This is a genomic window from Enterobacter sp. 6722112 (assembly GCF_058661685.1).
In genome coordinates, this window is record NZ_JBZWGR010000007.1 from 801,712 (window position 1) to 819,591 (window position 17,880).

The 17,880-nt window shown below is 55.4% G+C and carries 19 protein-coding genes; 10 read left to right on the forward strand and 9 right to left on the reverse strand.

The features are described from left to right. The first annotated feature begins 6 nt into the window (after positions 1 to 6). The 3 genes from secF to AC4OVU_RS05340 all read left to right on the forward strand — a co-directional run bounded on the left by secF (position 7) and on the right by AC4OVU_RS05340 (position 2,173). The gene (secF, locus tag AC4OVU_RS05330) at positions 7 to 978 is read left to right on the forward strand and encodes a protein translocase subunit SecF (RefSeq protein ID WP_003859105.1); all 972 of its coding nucleotides are present in this window, start codon (positions 7 to 9) and stop codon (positions 976 to 978) included. Between the two features lie 138 nt (positions 979 to 1,116). Next, on the forward strand, positions 1,117 to 1,482 hold the full coding sequence (locus AC4OVU_RS05335; protein ID WP_017383165.1) for a VOC family protein: 366 nt from the start codon (positions 1,117 to 1,119) through the stop codon (positions 1,480 to 1,482). Between the two features lie 10 nt (positions 1,483 to 1,492). Further along, complete coding sequence (locus AC4OVU_RS05340) at positions 1,493 to 2,173, forward strand: helix-turn-helix transcriptional regulator (RefSeq protein WP_017383166.1); 681 nt, start codon at positions 1,493 to 1,495, stop codon at positions 2,171 to 2,173. Between the two features lie 88 nt (positions 2,174 to 2,261). Here the strand turns inward: AC4OVU_RS05340 and AC4OVU_RS05345 are convergent, their stop codons facing one another. Together AC4OVU_RS05345 and AC4OVU_RS05350 are read right to left on the reverse strand one after the other, a co-directional pair. Then, positions 2,262 to 3,146, reverse strand: a complete 885-nt coding sequence (locus AC4OVU_RS05345) for a nucleoside-specific channel-forming protein Tsx (protein ID WP_032670818.1) — start codon at positions 3,144 to 3,146, stop codon at positions 2,262 to 2,264. A gap of 268 nt (positions 3,147 to 3,414) precedes the next feature. Continuing rightward, the gene (locus AC4OVU_RS05350) at positions 3,415 to 3,954 is read right to left on the reverse strand and encodes a SadB/YajI family lipoprotein (RefSeq protein ID WP_032649957.1); all 540 of its coding nucleotides are present in this window, start codon (positions 3,952 to 3,954) and stop codon (positions 3,415 to 3,417) included. Between the two features lie 152 nt (positions 3,955 to 4,106). On the opposite strand from AC4OVU_RS05350, the gene nrdR reads away from it, so the two are divergent. The 5 genes from nrdR (at position 4,107) to thiL (ending at position 7,713) form a co-directional block, all read left to right on the forward strand. Further along, positions 4,107 to 4,556, forward strand: a complete 450-nt coding sequence (nrdR, locus tag AC4OVU_RS05355; RefSeq protein ID WP_003859099.1) for a transcriptional regulator NrdR — start codon at positions 4,107 to 4,109, stop codon at positions 4,554 to 4,556. A gap of 4 nt (positions 4,557 to 4,560) precedes the next feature. Beyond that, positions 4,561 to 5,664, forward strand: a complete 1,104-nt coding sequence (ribD, locus tag AC4OVU_RS05360) for a bifunctional diaminohydroxyphosphoribosylaminopyrimidine deaminase/5-amino-6-(5-phosphoribosylamino)uracil reductase RibD (RefSeq protein ID WP_110292610.1) — start codon at positions 4,561 to 4,563, stop codon at positions 5,662 to 5,664. 87 nt (positions 5,665 to 5,751) lie between these two features. Further along, positions 5,752 to 6,222 (forward strand): 6,7-dimethyl-8-ribityllumazine synthase, encoded by a 471-nt coding sequence (gene ribH, locus AC4OVU_RS05365; RefSeq protein ID WP_003859098.1) that lies wholly within the window; start codon positions 5,752 to 5,754, stop codon positions 6,220 to 6,222. A 21-nt stretch (positions 6,223 to 6,243) separates the two neighbouring features. After that, the gene (gene nusB, locus AC4OVU_RS05370; RefSeq protein ID WP_006809908.1) at positions 6,244 to 6,663 is read left to right on the forward strand and encodes a transcription antitermination factor NusB; all 420 of its coding nucleotides are present in this window, start codon (positions 6,244 to 6,246) and stop codon (positions 6,661 to 6,663) included. A 78-nt stretch (positions 6,664 to 6,741) separates the two neighbouring features. Further along, positions 6,742 to 7,713, forward strand: a complete 972-nt coding sequence (gene thiL / locus AC4OVU_RS05375; RefSeq protein ID WP_017383170.1) for a thiamine-phosphate kinase — start codon at positions 6,742 to 6,744, stop codon at positions 7,711 to 7,713. Positions 7,714 to 7,803: 90 nt separating this feature from the next. On the opposite strand, the gene AC4OVU_RS05380 is transcribed toward thiL, so the two are convergent. From AC4OVU_RS05380 to xseB, 4 genes are all read right to left on the reverse strand, one after another. Then, a complete protein-coding gene (locus AC4OVU_RS05380) occupies positions 7,804 to 8,778 on the reverse strand; it encodes an aldo/keto reductase (RefSeq protein ID WP_017383171.1) in 975 nt (324 codons plus the stop codon). A gap of 62 nt (positions 8,779 to 8,840) precedes the next feature. Beyond that, positions 8,841 to 10,703, reverse strand: coding sequence for a 1-deoxy-D-xylulose-5-phosphate synthase (gene dxs / locus AC4OVU_RS05385; protein ID WP_110292611.1), 1,863 nt, complete (start codon positions 10,701 to 10,703; stop codon positions 8,841 to 8,843). A 24-nt stretch (positions 10,704 to 10,727) separates the two neighbouring features. Then, complete coding sequence (ispA, locus tag AC4OVU_RS05390) at positions 10,728 to 11,627, reverse strand: (2E,6E)-farnesyl diphosphate synthase (RefSeq protein ID WP_110292612.1); 900 nt, start codon at positions 11,625 to 11,627, stop codon at positions 10,728 to 10,730. Continuing rightward, a complete protein-coding gene (gene xseB / locus AC4OVU_RS05395) occupies positions 11,628 to 11,870 on the reverse strand; it encodes an exodeoxyribonuclease VII small subunit (RefSeq protein ID WP_003859094.1) in 243 nt (80 codons plus the stop codon). Positions 11,871 to 12,048: 178 nt separating this feature from the next. On the opposite strand from xseB, the gene thiI reads away from it, so the two are divergent. Together thiI and AC4OVU_RS05405 are read left to right on the forward strand one after the other, a co-directional pair. Further along, positions 12,049 to 13,497 (forward strand): tRNA uracil 4-sulfurtransferase ThiI, encoded by a 1,449-nt coding sequence (gene thiI, locus AC4OVU_RS05400; RefSeq protein ID WP_006809903.1) that lies wholly within the window; start codon positions 12,049 to 12,051, stop codon positions 13,495 to 13,497. A gap of 69 nt (positions 13,498 to 13,566) precedes the next feature. Next, on the forward strand, positions 13,567 to 14,301 hold the full coding sequence (locus AC4OVU_RS05405) for a GntR family transcriptional regulator (protein WP_023296016.1): 735 nt from the start codon (positions 13,567 to 13,569) through the stop codon (positions 14,299 to 14,301). A gap of 26 nt (positions 14,302 to 14,327) precedes the next feature. On the opposite strand, the gene AC4OVU_RS05410 is transcribed toward AC4OVU_RS05405, so the two are convergent. From AC4OVU_RS05410 to AC4OVU_RS05420, 3 genes are read right to left on the reverse strand one after another with little or no spacing between them, the layout of a single operon-like run. Continuing rightward, positions 14,328 to 15,050, reverse strand: coding sequence for a glucosamine-6-phosphate deaminase (locus AC4OVU_RS05410; RefSeq protein WP_017383175.1), 723 nt, complete (start codon positions 15,048 to 15,050; stop codon positions 14,328 to 14,330). After that, complete coding sequence (locus AC4OVU_RS05415; RefSeq protein ID WP_015571289.1) at positions 15,047 to 16,372, reverse strand: 6-phospho-beta-glucosidase; 1,326 nt, start codon at positions 16,370 to 16,372, stop codon at positions 15,047 to 15,049. Before AC4OVU_RS05415 ends, AC4OVU_RS05410 begins: the two co-directional genes overlap by 4 nt. A 12-nt stretch (positions 16,373 to 16,384) precedes the next feature. Then, on the reverse strand, positions 16,385 to 17,653 hold the full coding sequence (locus AC4OVU_RS05420) for a PTS sugar transporter subunit IIC (RefSeq protein ID WP_062938685.1): 1,269 nt from the start codon (positions 17,651 to 17,653) through the stop codon (positions 16,385 to 16,387). Positions 17,654 to 17,880 lie beyond the last annotated feature (227 nt).

Below are 17,880 nucleotides of genomic sequence, written 5' to 3' on the forward strand. Positions count from 1 at the left end.
TGCGTTGTGGCACAGGAATATACTGTTGAACAATTGAACCACGGCCGTAAAGTCTGGGACTTTATGCGCTGGGACTACTGGGCCTTCGGCATTTCAGGTTTTCTGCTGATCTTGTCCATCGTCATTATGGGCGTGAAAGGCTTTAACTGGGGTCTGGATTTCACCGGTGGTACGGTGATTGAAATTACCCTGGAAAAACCGGTCGATATGGACCAGATGCGTGAGTCTCTGCAAAAAGCGGGCTTTGAAGAGCCGCTGCTACAGAACTTCGGCAGCAGCCGCGACATCATGGTGCGTATGCCGCCGGTACACGATGCCAACGGCAGCCAGGAGCTGGGCAGCAAGGTCGTCCAGGTTATTAACGAAACGACCAGCCAGGATGCAACGGTTAAGCGTATTGAGTTTGTCGGCCCGAGCGTTGGTGCTGACCTGGCGCAGACCGGTGCGATGGCGCTGCTGGTGGCGCTGATCTCGATCCTGATTTACGTCGGTTTCCGCTTTGAGTGGCGACTGGCGGCAGGCGTGGTTATCGCCCTGGCGCACGACGTGGTGATCACCATGGGCATACTGTCTCTGTTCCACATTGAGATTGACCTGACGATTGTGGCATCCCTGATGTCCGTTATCGGTTACTCACTGAACGACAGTATTGTGGTATCTGACCGTATTCGTGAAAACTTCCGTAAGATCCGTCGCGGCACGCCGTACGAAATCTTTAACGTGTCGTTGACCCAGACGTTGCACCGTACGTTGATCACCTCCGGCACCACCCTGATGGTGATCCTGATGCTGTTCCTGTTCGGTGGCCCGGTGCTGGAAGGCTTCTCGCTGACCATGCTGATCGGTGTGTCTATCGGTACGGCCTCGTCTATCTACGTCGCGTCCGCACTGGCGCTGAAGCTGGGCATGAAGCGCGAGCATCTGATCCAGCAGAAAGTCGAGAAAGAAGGGGCGGATCAGCCGTCCATTCTGCCGTAAGAGTCTTATGTAGTATCGAAATCCCGGCCTGTTGGCCGGGATTTTTTTTGTCTGCATCTCACAAACACTCCTGACAGTATGCTGTCAGGAGCCCTGTCGTAGACTCCTTCTGAACCCTAACAACAGGCAGGAGGACGTATGAAAAGTGTTATTAACTGGTTTGAAATTCCGGTCGCCGATATGGATCGCGCCATCAAATTTTATGAGTCGGTGATGCAGGTCGCGCTGCGGCGCGAGAAGATGGACGTGGCTGATCTGGCGATTTTCCCGCACGAGGATCCGGCCACCGGCGGCGCGCTGGCGAAATTTGACGGCGTTACACCGTCTTCGCAGGGCGCTATTATTTACCTGCATACTGACAATCTGGCGGCCACGCTCGATCGTATTGCTTCTGCGGGCGGTGAGTGCGTGTTTGGCCCGCTGGAACTGCCGCAAGGCATTGGCACTATAGCCCTGTTTACCGACAGCGAAGGTAATCGCGTCGGCCTCCATCAACCGGTATGAGAGTAAACCGATGACCCGACGCGCTGACCGTTTGTTCCAGATTGTGCAGATCCTTCGGGGCAGGCGTCTGACAACGGCAGCGCATCTGGCGGAAAGGCTTGGCGTGTCCGAGCGCACGGTGTACCGCGATATCCGCGACCTGTCGCTTTCCGGCGTGCCGGTGGAAGGCGAGGCGGGAAGCGGATATCGGCTGATGTCGGGTTTTGATTTACCCCCGCTGATGCTGACCAACAAAGAGTCCGAGGCGCTGATGGTGGCGATTCGCCTGCTCAAAACCTGGGGCGGGGAATCGCTGTCGCGCGAGCTGGAGTCGGCCCAGGAAAAAGTGCTGGCGATCCTGCCAGAAGAGAGCCGCCGCAAGGCGGAGCAGACGCGTATATATGCGCCGGATATTGCGCTTCAGCCCCATTCCCGCAGCGGATTTGATGTGATTCATCAGGCGATATCTGCGCAGCGCGTGCTGGCGCTGCATTATCGTGATGAGGCCGGGCAGTTAACCTGGCGTGAGGTGCAGCCGCTTGGGCTGTTCTTCTGGGGGGAGCACTGGCTGTTGGCTGCGTGGTGCGAGCGACGCGATGACTACCGCTGTTTCCGGCTCGACCGATGCCTCAATATTGTGCAGACGGAGAGGCGGTTTAGCGAGAGTGCGGACAGGTCATTGGCAGATTTTTTGCGCAAGGTGAGGCAGTAAAAAGCCGGGGGGCGGCTACGCCTTACCCGGCCTACATTCGGATCGTAGGCCCGGTAAGCGTAGCGCCACCGGGCGGAATCCGCACTGATTAGAAGTTGTAACCCACGACCAGGTAACCACCCCAACCGGTAGAGCGAACGCTGAAGTCGCCGTTGCCAAAGTTCAGGCTGGCGTCGTCGTTCCACTGGCCACCGTTGTGCCAGTAACGCGCAACAACAGAGTAGTGCCAGTGATCGTAGTTCAGCGCCAGGATGTGGCTGGACGCGATGGAGTCGTTAGTGCGCGCTTTTCTGCCGTTCAGGTCGCGGAAATCGTTATCGCCCAGGTCTGAACCCCAGTCAAAGTTGGTGAAGCCGATATAGCTCAGGTTGCCGCCCCACAGTTGGGTAATTGGCACGAAGTATTTCACTTTGAAACGGTAGCCGTCCCACTCGTTCTCGTTCGCGGCGCCGTAGTTCTGCCACTGGTATTTTGCGTAGACGTTCATGGACAGGCTCATCGGCAGGCCAGTCTCAATGTCTGTACCCAGACCCATGTACCAGGTGCTCTGGCGACCGGACTTGTTGCGACCCATGTCGTAGATGTAGTTGTTTGCGAAATACCACTCTTTGAACGGACCAAACGCCAGACTGGTACCGGTCAGTTTATCAATGGAGAAGCGGGGTTCGATCTCCATGAACAGTGGGGAACCGTGGTTCCAGATACCTTTCGCGTCGGTGTTACCGCCGAAGAATACCGGTGCGTCCATGTAGCCATAGAAATCAAACCAGTCTTTTTTAGCGAATGCTTCGTACTCGAGGTAAGTATCGTTACGGATCTGCGGTCCGAAACGGGTATGGTAACTGCCTACAACGTTAACGCTCTGATGCCACCAGTCGGAAAGGTATTGTGGTTTGTCGTTTTCCGCTGCGTTAACAGTGAAAGAGGTGGAGAGTGCCAGAACTGCACCGGCTGCGAATAATGTTTTTTTCATAATCATGCCACTGATTGAAATTCCCTTCCGGGAGTGAAAAATGCGCGAATTGCGTTTCTAAATATTTCGTATTTCTGCGGAGCCTATTATAGGAATCCTTGCTCACAAAAATATGTGTTGTTTCACATATCTCTCACATACGTAATCGATTGCGTTCACGTTTGCGTACTTTAGACGGGCGGGATTGTAGCGGCAATCATTTATGTTGCCAATCCATACGAAATGTAAATGTTAGCGGAGTGACATTTCACTCCGCTAGAAGGGCGGGTTATTGCGCGGCGGGTTGAATGTCGTGAATACGGATAAAGCCCAGCTGTTCTGGGGTCAGTCCGCTCAGCTGGAGCGGGATATCAACATCGCTCGGCGCCAGCGTGCTGGCGGGGGCGGTGAAGAGCTGATTCTTCACGTTCACTTCCTGATAGCTCTCCGTGGTGCCCTGAATCTGGCCCCACTCTACGGTGCCGCTGAACGCGGGAAGCGGATCGTTGGACTCACCCTGAATGCGTAATGTTGCGCGAGTACCATCGGCATTCGCTGCAACATTCACCACAGACATCTTTAGCGTGCCAATCTGGCTGTTCAGACGCGCGGGCGTGTTTGCACCTGGCAATAAATAAACGCCATTGCTGGATTTGGCATTCAGCGCGTTCTGCTGGGTGATCTTCACGGTTTCTTTGTTAAGTTTGTCCATCGCCACGTTAAGCGTATTCACGCTTTGTTTCATCTCGCGGACTTCGCTTTGCTGTGCGCAGGCGCTGAGCGTGAACAGGCTCCCCACCAGCACTATTTTCAGGTAACGTCTTGTCATTGCGTTTAATTCCTTGAAATCACAGATTGCTGCAATGGTAGACAGGATAGTGCCGTCAGGCATAGATCCTTTGTCTCAAAAAGCTCTTCCTTTGTTGTCGGGCCAGTTCAGGGTAAAATAGAAATCAGTTAACCAGATAACAGGGACATCGTATGCATTGCCCATTTTGCTCCGCTGTGGATACCAAAGTCATCGACTCGCGTCTTGTAGGCGAAGGGTCTTCCGTGCGTCGTCGTCGGCAGTGTCTGGTGTGCAACGAGCGTTTTACCACCTTTGAGGTGGCAGAGCTGGTAATGCCGCGCGTGGTAAAAAGTAACGATGTGCGCGAACCGTTCAATGAAGAGAAACTGCGTAGCGGGATGCTCAAGGCGCTGGAAAAACGGCCCGTCAGCTCCGATGATGTCGAAATGGCGTTAAACCATATTAAATCTTATCTGCGGGGGTTAGGCGAGCGCGAAGTGCCGAGCAAAATGATCGGCAATCTGGTGATGGAACAGCTGAAGAAGCTCGATAAAGTCGCCTATATCCGCTTTGCCTCCGTTTACCGCAGCTTCGAAGACATCAAAGAGTTTGGCGAAGAGATCGCCCGCTTACAGGATTAAGCCCATGCACGATGAGATGTACATGGCGCGCGCCATGAAGCTGGCGCAGCGCGGTCGGTTTACCACTCACCCTAACCCCAATGTCGGGTGCGTCATTGTTAAAGATGGCGAGATCGTGGGGGAAGGTTTTCACTACCGCGCAGGCGAGCCGCATGCCGAAGTGCATGCCCTGCGCATGGCGGGGGAGAAAGCGCGTGGCGCGACGGCCTACGTGACGCTGGAGCCATGCAGCCATCACGGACGTACGCCGCCGTGCTGTGAAGCGCTGATTGCGGCGGGCGTCTCGCGCGTTGTCGCCGCCATGCAGGATCCTAACCCGCAGGTGGCGGGCCGCGGGCTGTATCGTCTGCAACAGGAAGGTATCGACGTCAGCCACGGCCTGATGATGCAGGATGCGGAAGCCCTGAATAAAGGCTTTCTGAAGCGCATGCGCACCGGCTTCCCCTTTATCCAGCTTAAGCTTGGCGCTTCACTGGATGGCCGCACGGCGATGGCGAACGGCGAGAGCCAGTGGATCACCTCGCCGCAGGCAAGGCGCGATGTGCAACGTCTGCGCGGGCAAAGCCATGCTATTCTCACCAGCAGTGAAACGGTACTGGCTGACGATCCGGCCATGACCGTGCGCTGGGAAGAGCTGAATGCGGATACCCAAGCGCTCTATCCGCAGGAGAACCTGCGTCAGCCGCTGCGCATTATTATTGATAGCCAGAACCGCGTGACGCCGGAGCACCGCATCGTGCAGCAGCCGGGTGAAACCTGGATTGCCCGCACCAAAGAAGATACGCGCGAATGGCCGCAAGGCGTGCGCAGTATTATGGTGCCGGAACATAACGGGCATCTCGATCTCGTGGTGCTGATGATGCTGCTCGGCAAACAGCAGGTCAACAGCATCTGGGTTGAAGCCGGCCCGACGCTTGCCGGCGCGCTGCTTCAGGCGGGGCTGGTGGATGAGCTTCTCGTCTACGTTGCGCCTAAACTGTTAGGTAACGACGCGCGCGGCCTGTTTGTGTTGCCCGGCCTTGAAAAACTGGCCGATGCGCCGCAACTCTCATTCAGCGAGATTCGTCCGGTAGGCCCGGATGTCTGCCTCCATTTAACGACAGCGTAATTGCTCCTGAAATAGGGAAGCAGTGCGCAAAGTATTATGATAAAATCCGCCCCCCTGCGGGGCCAAATGAACCCGTAAAGGAAGAGTATGAACATTATTGAAGCTGCTGTAGCTACCCCGGACGCTCGCGTCGCCATCACCATTGCGCGTTTCAACAACTTCATCAACGATAGCCTGCTGGAAGGTGCGGTTGACGCCCTGAAACGTATCGGCCAGGTTAAAGATGACAACATTACCGTCGTTTGGGTACCAGGTGCTTACGAACTGCCACTGGCAGCGGGCGCGCTGGCGAAAACCGGTAAATACGACGCGGTGATTGCGCTGGGTACCGTTATTCGTGGCGGCACTGCGCACTTCGAATACGTTGCGGGCGGTGCAAGCAACGGTCTGGCACACGTTGCACAGGATGCTGAAATCCCTGTCGCGTTCGGCGTGCTGACCACCGAAAGTATTGAACAAGCCATCGAACGTGCTGGCACTAAAGCCGGTAACAAAGGTGCAGAAGCTGCACTGACCGCGCTTGAAATGATCAATGTATTGAAAGCCATCAAGGCCTGATTTTTTTGTAAGGGGAATTCCGTGAAACCTGCTGCTCGTCGCCGCGCCCGTGAATGTGCCGTCCAGGCACTTTACTCCTGGCAGTTGTCCCAGAACGACATCGCTGATGTTGAATACCAGTTCCTGTCAGAACAGGACGTGAAAGACGTTGACGTTCTGTACTTCCGTGAACTGCTGTCGGGAGTGGCGACTAATAGCGCGTATCTCGATGGTCTGATGAAGCCATACCTGTCCCGTCTGCTCGAAGAGCTGGGCCAGGTCGAAAAAGCAGTGTTGCGTATCGCGCTGTTTGAGCTGTCTAAACGTGATGATGTGCCGTACAAAGTGGCCATCAACGAAGCGATCGAACTGGCGAAAACCTTCGGCGCTGAAGACAGCCACAAGTTTGTTAACGGCGTGCTGGATAAAGCCGCACCTGCGATCCGTCCCCACAAAAAGTGATCCGCAAACCGGAGTCTTGCATTGCCTTTTTGGCAGTGCGGCTCCGGTTTTTTTATTTAATTTGCTGAGGCATAACGTATGGCATGCGGCGAATTCTCCCTGATTGCCCGTTATTTCGACCGTGTCAGAACCTCTCGTCTTGATGTTGAAACCGGCATTGGCGATGACTGCGCACTTCTCAATATTCCCGAAAAACAGACGCTGGCAATCAGCACCGACACCTTAGTGTGTGGGCGTCATTTCCTGCCGGATATCGATCCTGCCGATCTGGCGTATAAAGCGCTGGCGGTGAACGTCAGCGATCTGGCGGCAATGGGCGCCGACCCGGCCTGGCTGACGCTGGCTCTGACCCTGCCGGAGGTGGATGAAGCCTGGCTTGAAGCCTTCAGCGATGCCCTGTTTGAACAGCTGAATTATTACGATATGCAGCTGATTGGCGGTGATACCACCGCCGGTCCGCTGTCCATGACCCTGGCAATCCACGGCTATGTGCCTGCCGGGCGCGCGCTGAAGCGCTCGGGTGCAAAACCAGGCGACTGGATCTACGTGACCGGTACGCCGGGCGACAGCGCCGCGGGGTTAGCTATCCTTCAGAATCGCTTAACGGTTGAAGAGGCTGACGATGCGGCGTATCTGGTGAAGCGCCATCTGCGGCCAACGCCGCGTATTCTGCACGGTCAGGCGCTCCGCGAGCGGGCCAGTTCGGCTATCGATTTGTCTGACGGGCTGATCTCCGATCTCGGCCATATCCTGAAGGCCAGCGGCGTGGGCGCACGCGTTGACCTGGATCTGTTCCCGCTGTCGGAGCAACTGCTTCGCCATGTCGAACCTGAACAGGCGCTGCGCTGGGCGTTATCCGGTGGAGAAGATTATGAGCTGTGCTTCACCGTGCCTGAGCTGAATCGCGGGACGCTGGATGTGGCGCTAGCGCATCTGGGGGCGAAATTTACCTGCATCGGGCAGGTGATGCCGGAAAGTGAAGGGTTGCTGTTTGTCCGCGACGGCGCCCCGGTTACGCTTGACTGGAAAGGGTACGATCACTTTGGGTGAGTGTTTTGCCGGGTGGCGGCTTCGCCTTACCCGGCCTACGATCGCACTTTATTTGTAGGCCGGGTAAGCGTAGCGCCACCCGGCAAGTGTTTACTTAAACCCTACCACCGGATGCTGCTGATACGGCGTCTCCAGCTCGGCAATCTGCTCCGGCGTCAACGATAAGTCCACCGCACTTAACAACTCATCCAGCTGTTCTTCCCGCGATGTGCCCACAATCGGCGCGGCGACACCGCGCTTGCTCAGCAGCCACGCCAGCGCCACCTGCGCGCGCGTTGCACCGATATCGTCGGCGATCCCGGCTAAGCGTTCGGCAATTAACGCATCGCTGGCTTCTGTATCGTCATACAGGTTTTTACCCACTTCATCCGATACCAGCCGGGCGGTAGTTTCCCCCCACGGACGGGTTAACCTTCCGCGCGCCAGCGGGCTCCACGGGATCACCGCCACGCCTTCCTGGTAGCAGAGCGGCAGCATCTCGCGCTCTTCTTCCCGGTAAATCAGGTTGTAGTGATCCTGCATGGTGACAAAGCGCGCCCAGCCGTGCTGCGCCTGGAGATCGAGCGCCTGGGCAAACTGTGAGGCATGCATGGACGATGCGCCGATGTAGCGCGCTTTACCGGCTTTCACAACGTCGTTTAACGCTTCAAGCGTCTCTTCGATCGGGGTGTTGTAATCCCAGCGGTGGATTTGCAGCAGGTCGACGTAATCCATGTTCAGGCGTCTGAGGCTGTCATCAATGGAACGCAGGATCTGCGCGCGAGAAAGGCCTTCCGCCAGATCGCCTGACGGGTAGTACACCTTAGTGGCGACCACAACGTCATCACGACGGGCAAAATCTCGCAGGGCGCGGCCGACAATCTCTTCGCTGCTGCCGTCTGAGTAGCTGTTGGCGGTATCGAAGAAGTTGATGCCGCCGTCAATGGCGCGCTTGATGATAGGGCGGCTGCTCTCTTCCGGCAGCGTCCAGGCATGATTTCCCCGGTCAGGCTCGCCAAACGTCATGCATCCCAGGCAAAGCCGGGACACCTTAAGGTCCGTTTTTCCTAATGTCGTGTATTGCATGGTTCCGCTCCTGCTGTTTAAACAATACGTTTAAGCATAGCAGGAGCAGAAAAGGGGAGGGATCAGGCCAGCCAGGTGCGGATTTTAGCTTCGATACCGGCGGCGTCCAGACCAATGTCGGCGCGCGCCTCATCCTGGGTGCCTTGCGGGATGAAGTGGTCAGGGAGGCCGAGATTAAGCACCGGAACGGCTTTACGGTTCGCCATCAGCACTTCGTTCACGCCGCTACCCGCGCCACCCATGATGGCGTTCTCTTCCAGCGTGACCAGCACGTCATGGCTTTCCGCCATGCTCAGAATCAGAGATTCATCGAGCGGCTTCACGAAGCGCATATCGACCAGCGTCGCATTCAGGTTTTCAGCGACTTTTGCCGCTTCCGGCATCAACGTACCAAAGTTCAGGATCGCCACTTTTTCACCACGGCGTTTCACCAGACCTTTACCGATATCCAGTTTTTCCAGCGGCTGTAATTCAACGCCAAGGGCATTACCGCGCGGATAACGTACCGCGCAGGGGCCGTCCTGATAGTGGTAACCGGTATACAGCATCTGACGACACTCGTTTTCGTCGCTTGGCGTCATGATCACCATATCAGGGATGCAGCGCAGGAAGGAGAGATCAAACGCGCCCTGGTGCGTCTGGCCATCAGCCCCCACAATGCCCGCGCGATCGATAGCAAACAGCACCGGCAGCTTCTGAATGGCAACGTCATGGATAACCTGATCGTAGGCGCGTTGCAGGAAGGTAGAGTAGATCGCTACCACCGGCTTGTAGCCGCCAATCGCCAGGCCCGCAGCAAAGGTTACCGCGTGCTGCTCGGCGATAGCCACGTCGAAATACTGGTCCGGGTATTTTTTGGAAAACTCCACCATGCCGGAGCCTTCACGCATGGCAGGCGTCACCGCCATCAGCATGTTGTCTTTCGCCGCCGTTTCGCACAGCCAGTCGCCAAATATTTTTGAGTAGCTTGGCATCCCGCCGCTGCTTTTCGGCAGACAACCGCTGGTATGGTCGAACTTAGGCACCGCGTGGAAGGTGATCGGATCTTTTTCCGCCGGTTCGTAACCACGCCCTTTTTTGGTCATGATATGCAGGAACTGCGGGCCTTTCAGGTCGCGCATGTTTTTAAGCGTCGTCACCAGGCCCAGCACATCGTGGCCGTCCACCGGGCCAATATAGTTAAAGCCCAGCTCTTCGAACAGCGTACCCGGCACGACCATGCCTTTGATGTGTTCTTCGGTACGCTTAAGCAGCTCTTTAATCGGCGGTACGCCGGAGAAGACTTTTTTACCGCCTTCACGCAGTGAGGAGTAAAGCTTGCCGGACAGCAGCTGCGCCAGATGGTTATTCAGCGCGCCGACGTTCTCGGAGATCGACATTTCGTTATCGTTGAGGATCACCAGCATGTCCGGTTTGATATCGCCCGCGTGGTTCATGGCCTCAAAGGCCATCCCGGCGGTGATCGCCCCGTCGCCAATCACGCAGACGGTGCGGCGTTGTTTATTCTCTTTTTCGGCGGCAACGGCAATACCAATGCCCGCAGAAATGGAGGTGGAAGAGTGGCCGACGCTTAACACATCATATTCACTCTCGCCGCGCCACGGGAACGGGTGCAGGCCCCCTTTCTGGCGAATGGTGTCAATTTTATCGCGACGTCCGGTCAGAATTTTGTGCGGATAGGCCTGGTGGCCTACATCCCAGATCAGCTGATCGAACGGCGTGTTATAGACGTAATGCAACGCCACGGTCAGCTCAACCGTGCCAAGTCCGGAGGCGAAGTGGCCGCTGGAGCGGCTAACGCTGTCGAGCAGGTAGCGACGCAGCTCGTCACACAGCTTCGGCAGACTCTCTTTCGGCAACAGACGTAACTCCTGAGTGGAGTCAACTAACGCCAGTGTCGGGTATTTGGCAATATCAAAACTCATCAAAGGCTCATCGAGATTTATAGTTTATTTATCACGCTGGATTATGTAGTCCGCTAGCGCTTCCAGTGCCGAGGTATCCAGCGATTGCGCGGCCAGCTCATTCAGCGACCGGCGGGCATCGTCTATCAGATCCCGGGCTTTACGTTGGGCATGCTCAAGGCCCAACAGGGCGGGGTAGGTACTTTTGCCAAGCTGCTGATCCGCACCCTGACGTTTTCCCAATGTTGCAGTATCGCCCACCACATCCAGAATGTCATCCTGAACCTGGAATGCCAGACCGATACTTTCTGCGTATCTGTCCAGAACCGGCAGGGCTTTACGCCCGCGTTCACCCGCGCTCAGCGCGCCCAGGCGAACGGCTGCACGAATCAGTGCGCCCGTTTTGTGACGGTGGATGCGCTCCAGCTGTTCCAGAGTAACCTGACGCCCTTCAGCCTCTAAATCCAGTGCCTGGCCGCCGCACATCCCGGCGACGCCGCTGGCCATTGCCAGTTCGGACACCATTGCCAGACGATCGCGATCGCTCACCTCAACCATCGGCGCATCGCTCAGAATGGAGAAGGCCAGGGTTTGCAGCGCATCCCCCGCCAGAATGGCATTCGCTTCGCCAAATTTGATATGGCAGGTTGGCTGACCGCGACGCAGATCGTCATCGTCCATGGCCGGCAAATCATCGTGGATCAGCGAATAGGCGTGGATACACTCCACGGCGGCTGCCGGGGCGTCCAGCGTGTTATCGCTGATACCGAACATATTGCCCGTGGCATACACCAGGAACGGACGCAGGCGTTTACCCCCCAAGAGTGCGCCATAGTGCATGGCTTCAACCAGTGGAGTGTTCTGAAAAGGCTGCGGCTCAATGAATCGGCGCAGCGCATCGTTGGCGCGGATGATGCGCGCCTGAAGCGCGTTGGAAAAATCCATTTACTCGGCGTCCGGTGTGAATGGCGTGGTTTTAGCGTCTTCGCTGTCGGAAAGCAGGATCTGCACACGCTGCTCGGCCTGCTGGAGTTTTACCTGCCCCTGGCGCGCGAGCTGCACGCCGCGTTCAAATTCGTTGAGCGCGTCTTCCAGCGGGAGATCGCCACTCTCAAGACGGGTAACGATCTGCTCCAGTTCACTCAGCGCAGTTTCGAAACTGGCCGGTGCGTCGTTTTTCTTCGGCATAGTGAATTGACTCTTAAATTTTTCGCCCTGACATGGTAACGGACTCGGGGCAATTATCAAATAACGCGAGTGGCGCGATGGTGGTATACTTGCGCGCCTGGATGCAGCCACGGGTGTGGGCTGCTGTATCATTTTCCACTACAAGCCTTTATAAGCTTGCCTAAGAAACATTGCCGCCATGAAGTTTATCATTAAATTGTTCCCTGAAATCACCATCAAAAGCCAATCCGTGCGTTTGCGCTTTATTAAAATTCTCACCGGGAACATTCGTAACGTATTAAAACACTACGACGAAACGCTCGCCGTGGTGCGTCACTGGGACCACGTAGAAGTCCGCGCGAAAGACGAAAACAAACGTCTTGATATTCGCGACGCGCTGACCCGTATCCCGGGTATTCACCATATTCTGGAAGTGGAAGACGTTCCCTTCACCGATATGCACGATATCTTCGAAAAGGCGCTGGTGCAGTACCGCGACCAGATCGAAGGGAAAACGTTCTGCGTGCGCGTGAAGCGCCGGGGTAAGCATGAGTTTAGCTCTATTGAGGTTGAGCGCTACGTCGGTGGTGGTCTGAACCAGCACGTTGAAACGGCGCGCGTGCGCCTGACTAACCCGGACGTCACCGTTAACCTTGAGATCGAAAACGATCGCCTGCTGCTGGTCAAGGGTCGTTATGAAGGTATTGGCGGTTTCCCTATCGGCACTCAGGAAGATGTGCTGTCGCTGATCTCCGGTGGTTTCGACTCCGGCGTGTCCAGCTATATGCTGATGCGTCGTGGCTGCCGCGTGCACTACTGCTTCTTTAACCTGGGCGGCGCGGCGCATGAAATCGGCGTACGTCAGGTGGCGCATTACCTGTGGAACCGCTTCGGCAGCTCTCACCGCGTGCGTTTTGTGGCGATCAACTTTGAGCCGGTGGTCGGCGAAATCCTCGAAAAAGTGGACGACGGTCAGATGGGCGTGGTGCTGAAGCGCATGATGGTACGTGCGGCGTCTAAAGTGGCTGAGCGCTACGGCGTGCAGGCGCTGGTCACCGGTGAAGCGCTGGGGCAGGTCTCCAGCCAGACGCTGACCAACCTGCGTCTTATCGATAACGTGTCTGATACGCTGATCCTGCGTCCGCTGATCTCTCACGATAAAGAGCACATCATCGATCTGGCGCGTAAAATCGGTACTGAAGATTTTGCCCGCACCATGCCGGAATATTGCGGTGTGATCTCAAAAAGTCCAACCATCAAAGCGGTGAAGGCGAAGATCGAAGCGGAAGAAGAGAACTTCGATTTCAGCATCCTGGAAAAAGTGGTGGCGGAAGCGTCCAACATCGATATCCGTGAGATCGCTCAGCAGACCGAGCAGGAAGTGGTTGAGGTGGAGACGGTCAGCGGCTTCGGTGCTAACGATACGATTCTGGATATCCGTTCTGTTGATGAGCAGGATGACAAGCCGTTGCAGGTGGAAGGCGTCGAGGTGGTTTCGCTGCCGTTCTACAAGCTGAGCACCCAGTTTGGCGATCTCGACCAGAGCAAAACGTATCTGCTGTGGTGCGAACGTGGGGTCATGAGCCGTTTGCAGGCGCTGTATCTGCGTGAGCAGGGCTTCGCGAACGTGAAGGTGTATCGCCCGTAGTTTCTCGCCCGGTGGCGCGAGCGCTACCGGGCCTGCGATTCTATGCTCTTTTTGGCCGGGTAATCGACAATGGAAAAAAAACATAAGTACTGGGAAATCAAAGAGAGAATCAAAAAAGATATTCTCAATGAAGTCTACAAAAAGGGCGAAAGCATTCCGTCGGAGCGCGATCTTGCCGGTATTTATGACGTTACGCGCGTAACGGTTCAGAAAGCCATGGCGATGCTGGTACAGGAAGGGTATATCGAGCGTATCCACGGCAAGGGCATGTTTGTTTTAAAGAATACTGCCAGCAATATTTACATTCTGAATAATGAAAAGAGTGACAGTATTCTCGGGTTTTCCCGTGAATTTCAGGGGCGGGTCAACGTAACCAGCCGCTTGCTGACGTTGACGACCCTTCACGCCGACGCGGCGCTGGCACAGCACCTCGAAATTGCGCAGGGTGATGATGTCTGGTTTATTCGCCGTATCCGTTTACTGGACGGACAGCCGGTGTTAATTGAAGACAGCAATATTCCTCACAAGGTGGTTGCCACTGTTCCGCAGGCTATTCTCGAAGTGGGATCGCTGTATGGCTATATTGAAGACTTTACCGGTAAGAAAATCAGCGACGCCGATTCACTGATTGAAGCGGATCTTTTTGATGAGGAGCTGGCGGCCCATCTCAATATTCTGCCAGGCCAGCCGATGTTGAAAATTACCGAAGTCACGCGCCTCGATGACGGTAGAGCATTTAACTTCTCCATCAGCTACAACCGGGCAGATATTTTCCGCGTCAAGAATATGCACATCAAACGATAACAGGCGCATCAGCGCCTGTTTCTCTTTTACAGCTTAGCGGCTGCCGCTTTATCGACAATGATCCTTAACCGTGGGTGCGGCTTTAGCAGCGTCGCGGGAACCGCCGGGTCCGGTGCGGAATTGACGGTTGTTGCGATGATGTCGGCTTTTTTCTCGCCGCTTGCCATCAAAATAATGGCCCGTGAGGCCAGGATAGTCTTCATCCCCAGCGAAATGCCCTGACGGATATGACGCTGCTGGCCGAAGTATTTAACCGAAACGGCCTGCGTCACCGCATCCAGGTCCACGATGTGGCAACCGGTATCGAGGGCGGCGCCCGGTTCATTGAAGCCGATATGGCCGTTCATACCGATCCCCAACACAATGATGTCAGGCCCACCGTGGGCCGTAATAAAGTTATCCACACGCTGACACTCTTCCTCGGGGGATTGCGTCAGGCCATCAAAGAAACAGATCTGATCGTCGCGCAGGGCCAGGTGGCTGAAGAAATGGCCCCATACCATCTCCCGGCAGCTGCCTTTATCGGCCTGACCGAGCCCCAGCCACTCATCCAGGCCAACAAATGCCGCACGGGAAAAATCGACCCTACCCTGTTTGCTGGCGTGCACAAGCGCGGCAAAAACGCCCAGCGGCGTATCTCCACCCGCGATGCAAATCAGCGCATCGGGTTTTTGCGTAACGGTTTCAATGACCGCTTTCGCCACGGCGTCACTCAGCGCCGCATAATCGTCTGTCTGTTCTACGTTCATTGTGCGTCCTTACGTTTAGCATACTGGGGTAAATAACGGTGGTTGACCTCAAGATATTCATTAAGGATCTGTTCTGCCGCGGCGGCAGAAGGCACAAGGGGATTTACGCTCAGCGCCAGCAGCGCCGTGTCGTAATTTCCAGTGACAGCGGCCTCAACGGTGAGCTCTTCATAGGCCTTCACGCTCTGGATCAGGCCGCGGATCTTCACGGGCAGCCTGCCATAGGCGAGGGGATGCGCGCCGTTTCGGTCGATCATGGCGTTGGTTTCCAGCGTAACGTGATCCGGCAGATCGGGTGTTGTGCCCCTGTTAGGAACATTTACGACGTGGATCTCTTTTTTATCGTTATAAATAGCGCTGATGATCGAGCATGCAGTATCGGAGTACCAGGCGCCTCCGCGCTGCTCCAGCTCTTTCGGCTTGTGCGCGAGATGGGGGTCCTGATAAAGCGTAAAAAGCCGTTGCTCAATTTCGCGCGTCTGCTCGCCGCGGGTTCCCTTAGTATTTGCATCGCGCAGCGCGGCGTCGGTCATCTCGCGGGTCAAAAAATAGTATTTGAGGTAAGAGATAGGGTACATGTGGAGTGCCCTGGCAAAGCGGGCACTAAACCCAATGTCCGGTATATTTTTCAGGGAGTTATTTGCGCTGCCCTCGGCCAGTTTTTCAATAAAGTCGTCGGTATAATCCTCTCCCTTGAGGAAAATTTGGTCGGCAAAAATAAGATGGTTCAGACCAATAATGCGTGCGTAAACGTCCGACTTCTGCACGCCGTAGGCTTTGGCGATGTCCATCATCATGCTGTTTGCGCCACTGCAAATGCCTATGGTCCGAATGGCCGAGTGGCGGGTGATTGCCTCGGTGACAATCCCGGCCGGGTTGGTGAAGTTAATCAGCCAGCCGTTCGGGCACCATCTTTCCATGTCCTTACAGATATCCAGCAGGACCGGGATCGTGCGTTGAGCTTTCATAAACCCGCCGGGACCTGTCGTCTCTTGCCCCAGAACGCCGTATTTTAGCGGGATTTTTTCATCGTTGATGCGGGCATCAAGAAAGCCGACACGCAGCTGCGTGGTGACAAAATCGGCATCTTTCAGCGCCTCTTCCCGATCGAGCGTCAGGTGGATATTCATTGGGAGCCCGGCTTCAGCTACCATGCGCTGGGCCAGCTTTCCGACAATCTCCAGCTTCTCTTTTCCCTCTTCAATATCCAGCAAATAATAATCGGTGACCGGCAGCTCTGCGTAGCGTTTGATAAAACCGTCGATCAATTCTGGCGTGTAGCTGGAGCCGCCGCCAATAGTGACAACCTTGAGCTTTTTCATCGTGGTTCCTTTTTACAAGATGGGGTTGGAAAGCGTGTCTGCGTTGCGGCGGGCATTCTCTTCGGCCGCTTCGGTTTCAAGTTGTTTGCGCTCGGCCAGTTTGAAAAACGGCAGCCAGACCAGGGCGGAAATAACCAGCGTGCAGACGGACCAGATCACGGCAGGGATATTGCCGCCGGTCACGAACCATGCGGCGAAAATCGGCGGCATGGTCCAGGGGATCTGTAAGACGGGGCGACCAATGATGTCGAAGTACATCAGCGACCAGGTTGAGATGCACAGGATCATCGGCGTCAGGGTAAACGGGATCATCAGCAGTGGGTTGAAGACTATCGGGCAACCGAAAATGACAGGTTCGTTAATACAAAATATCGCGGAGGGCAGGGAGAGCTTGCCCACTGATTTGTACAGCCGACTGCGGGAACGCAGCATGGCAATGACCAGCCCCATGGTCGCGCCCGTTCCGCCCAGGCACATAAAGACGATATAAAACCCGTCGGCGGTAATATGGGGAATGGGCTGATGATGCAGATAGGCCTGAGTATTTTCAGCGATGTATTTCAGGAAAATGGGACTGGTGATGCCGGAAAGCACGTTGTCGCCATGTATGCCGCAGCACCACAGCAGCGAAATCAGAAAAATAAGCACCAGCATGCCCGGCAGCGAACCGAGGCCGGAGACGAGCGGGCTGAGCAGCAGGGTGAAGAAGTGGTTGATATCAAAATTCAGGATGACCCTAATCAGCCAGATCAGAGTGATTGCTACCGCGGCGGGGATCAGGCTCGCAAAAGATTGCGCCACGGCAGGAGGCACGCCCTCCGGCAGGGTGATCACGACGTTGTGCCGGATAAAAAATCGCACGATGTGCACCGTCAAAATCGCCAGGATGATGGCAGAAAACAGCCCCGCCGCACCAAGATTGTCAACGTTGAGCTGATAGCTGTCGTTGAGTTGCGCCAGTAAGAAAACCACCAGCGTGACTATGCAGCAGGTGATAGCGTTGAGGTTGTACTCCTTCGCGAGGTTGTAGCTGATACCCACCGCAGAAATCAGCCCTATCGCACCAAAGGTAACGCCCACCGGGGCGCTGAGCTTTTCGGCAAACGGGCCAAGCCATTCACTCCAGCCGGGTATCGGTAGATTGGCGAGAATGAGAAACAGGCTACCGGTGATGGTGAAGGGTAAGGTCAGCGCAATACCGTTGCGCACGGCGACCAGTATTTTATTTTCGCCTACGCGAATCAGTACAGGAATGACTCTGTGCTCAAGAAATGTAATCACATTGCTTACTCCAGAAGAGATTTCTGCTCTCCCGCCGCTGTTGATGTTATCAGGCTTTGTTGGCGGATTTTTAAACTGGTATATACCAGTTGAATGCGGTTTTTCACGGTTCTTTTAGCCTGTCAAACAGGCATGCAATGCGGTGCAGATTTGATTATTTGTCTGAAAATAAAGGGTTTTTGAAAGGGTAAAACGGTGGGGAGACGCTTCAGGGCAGGAAAATGAAT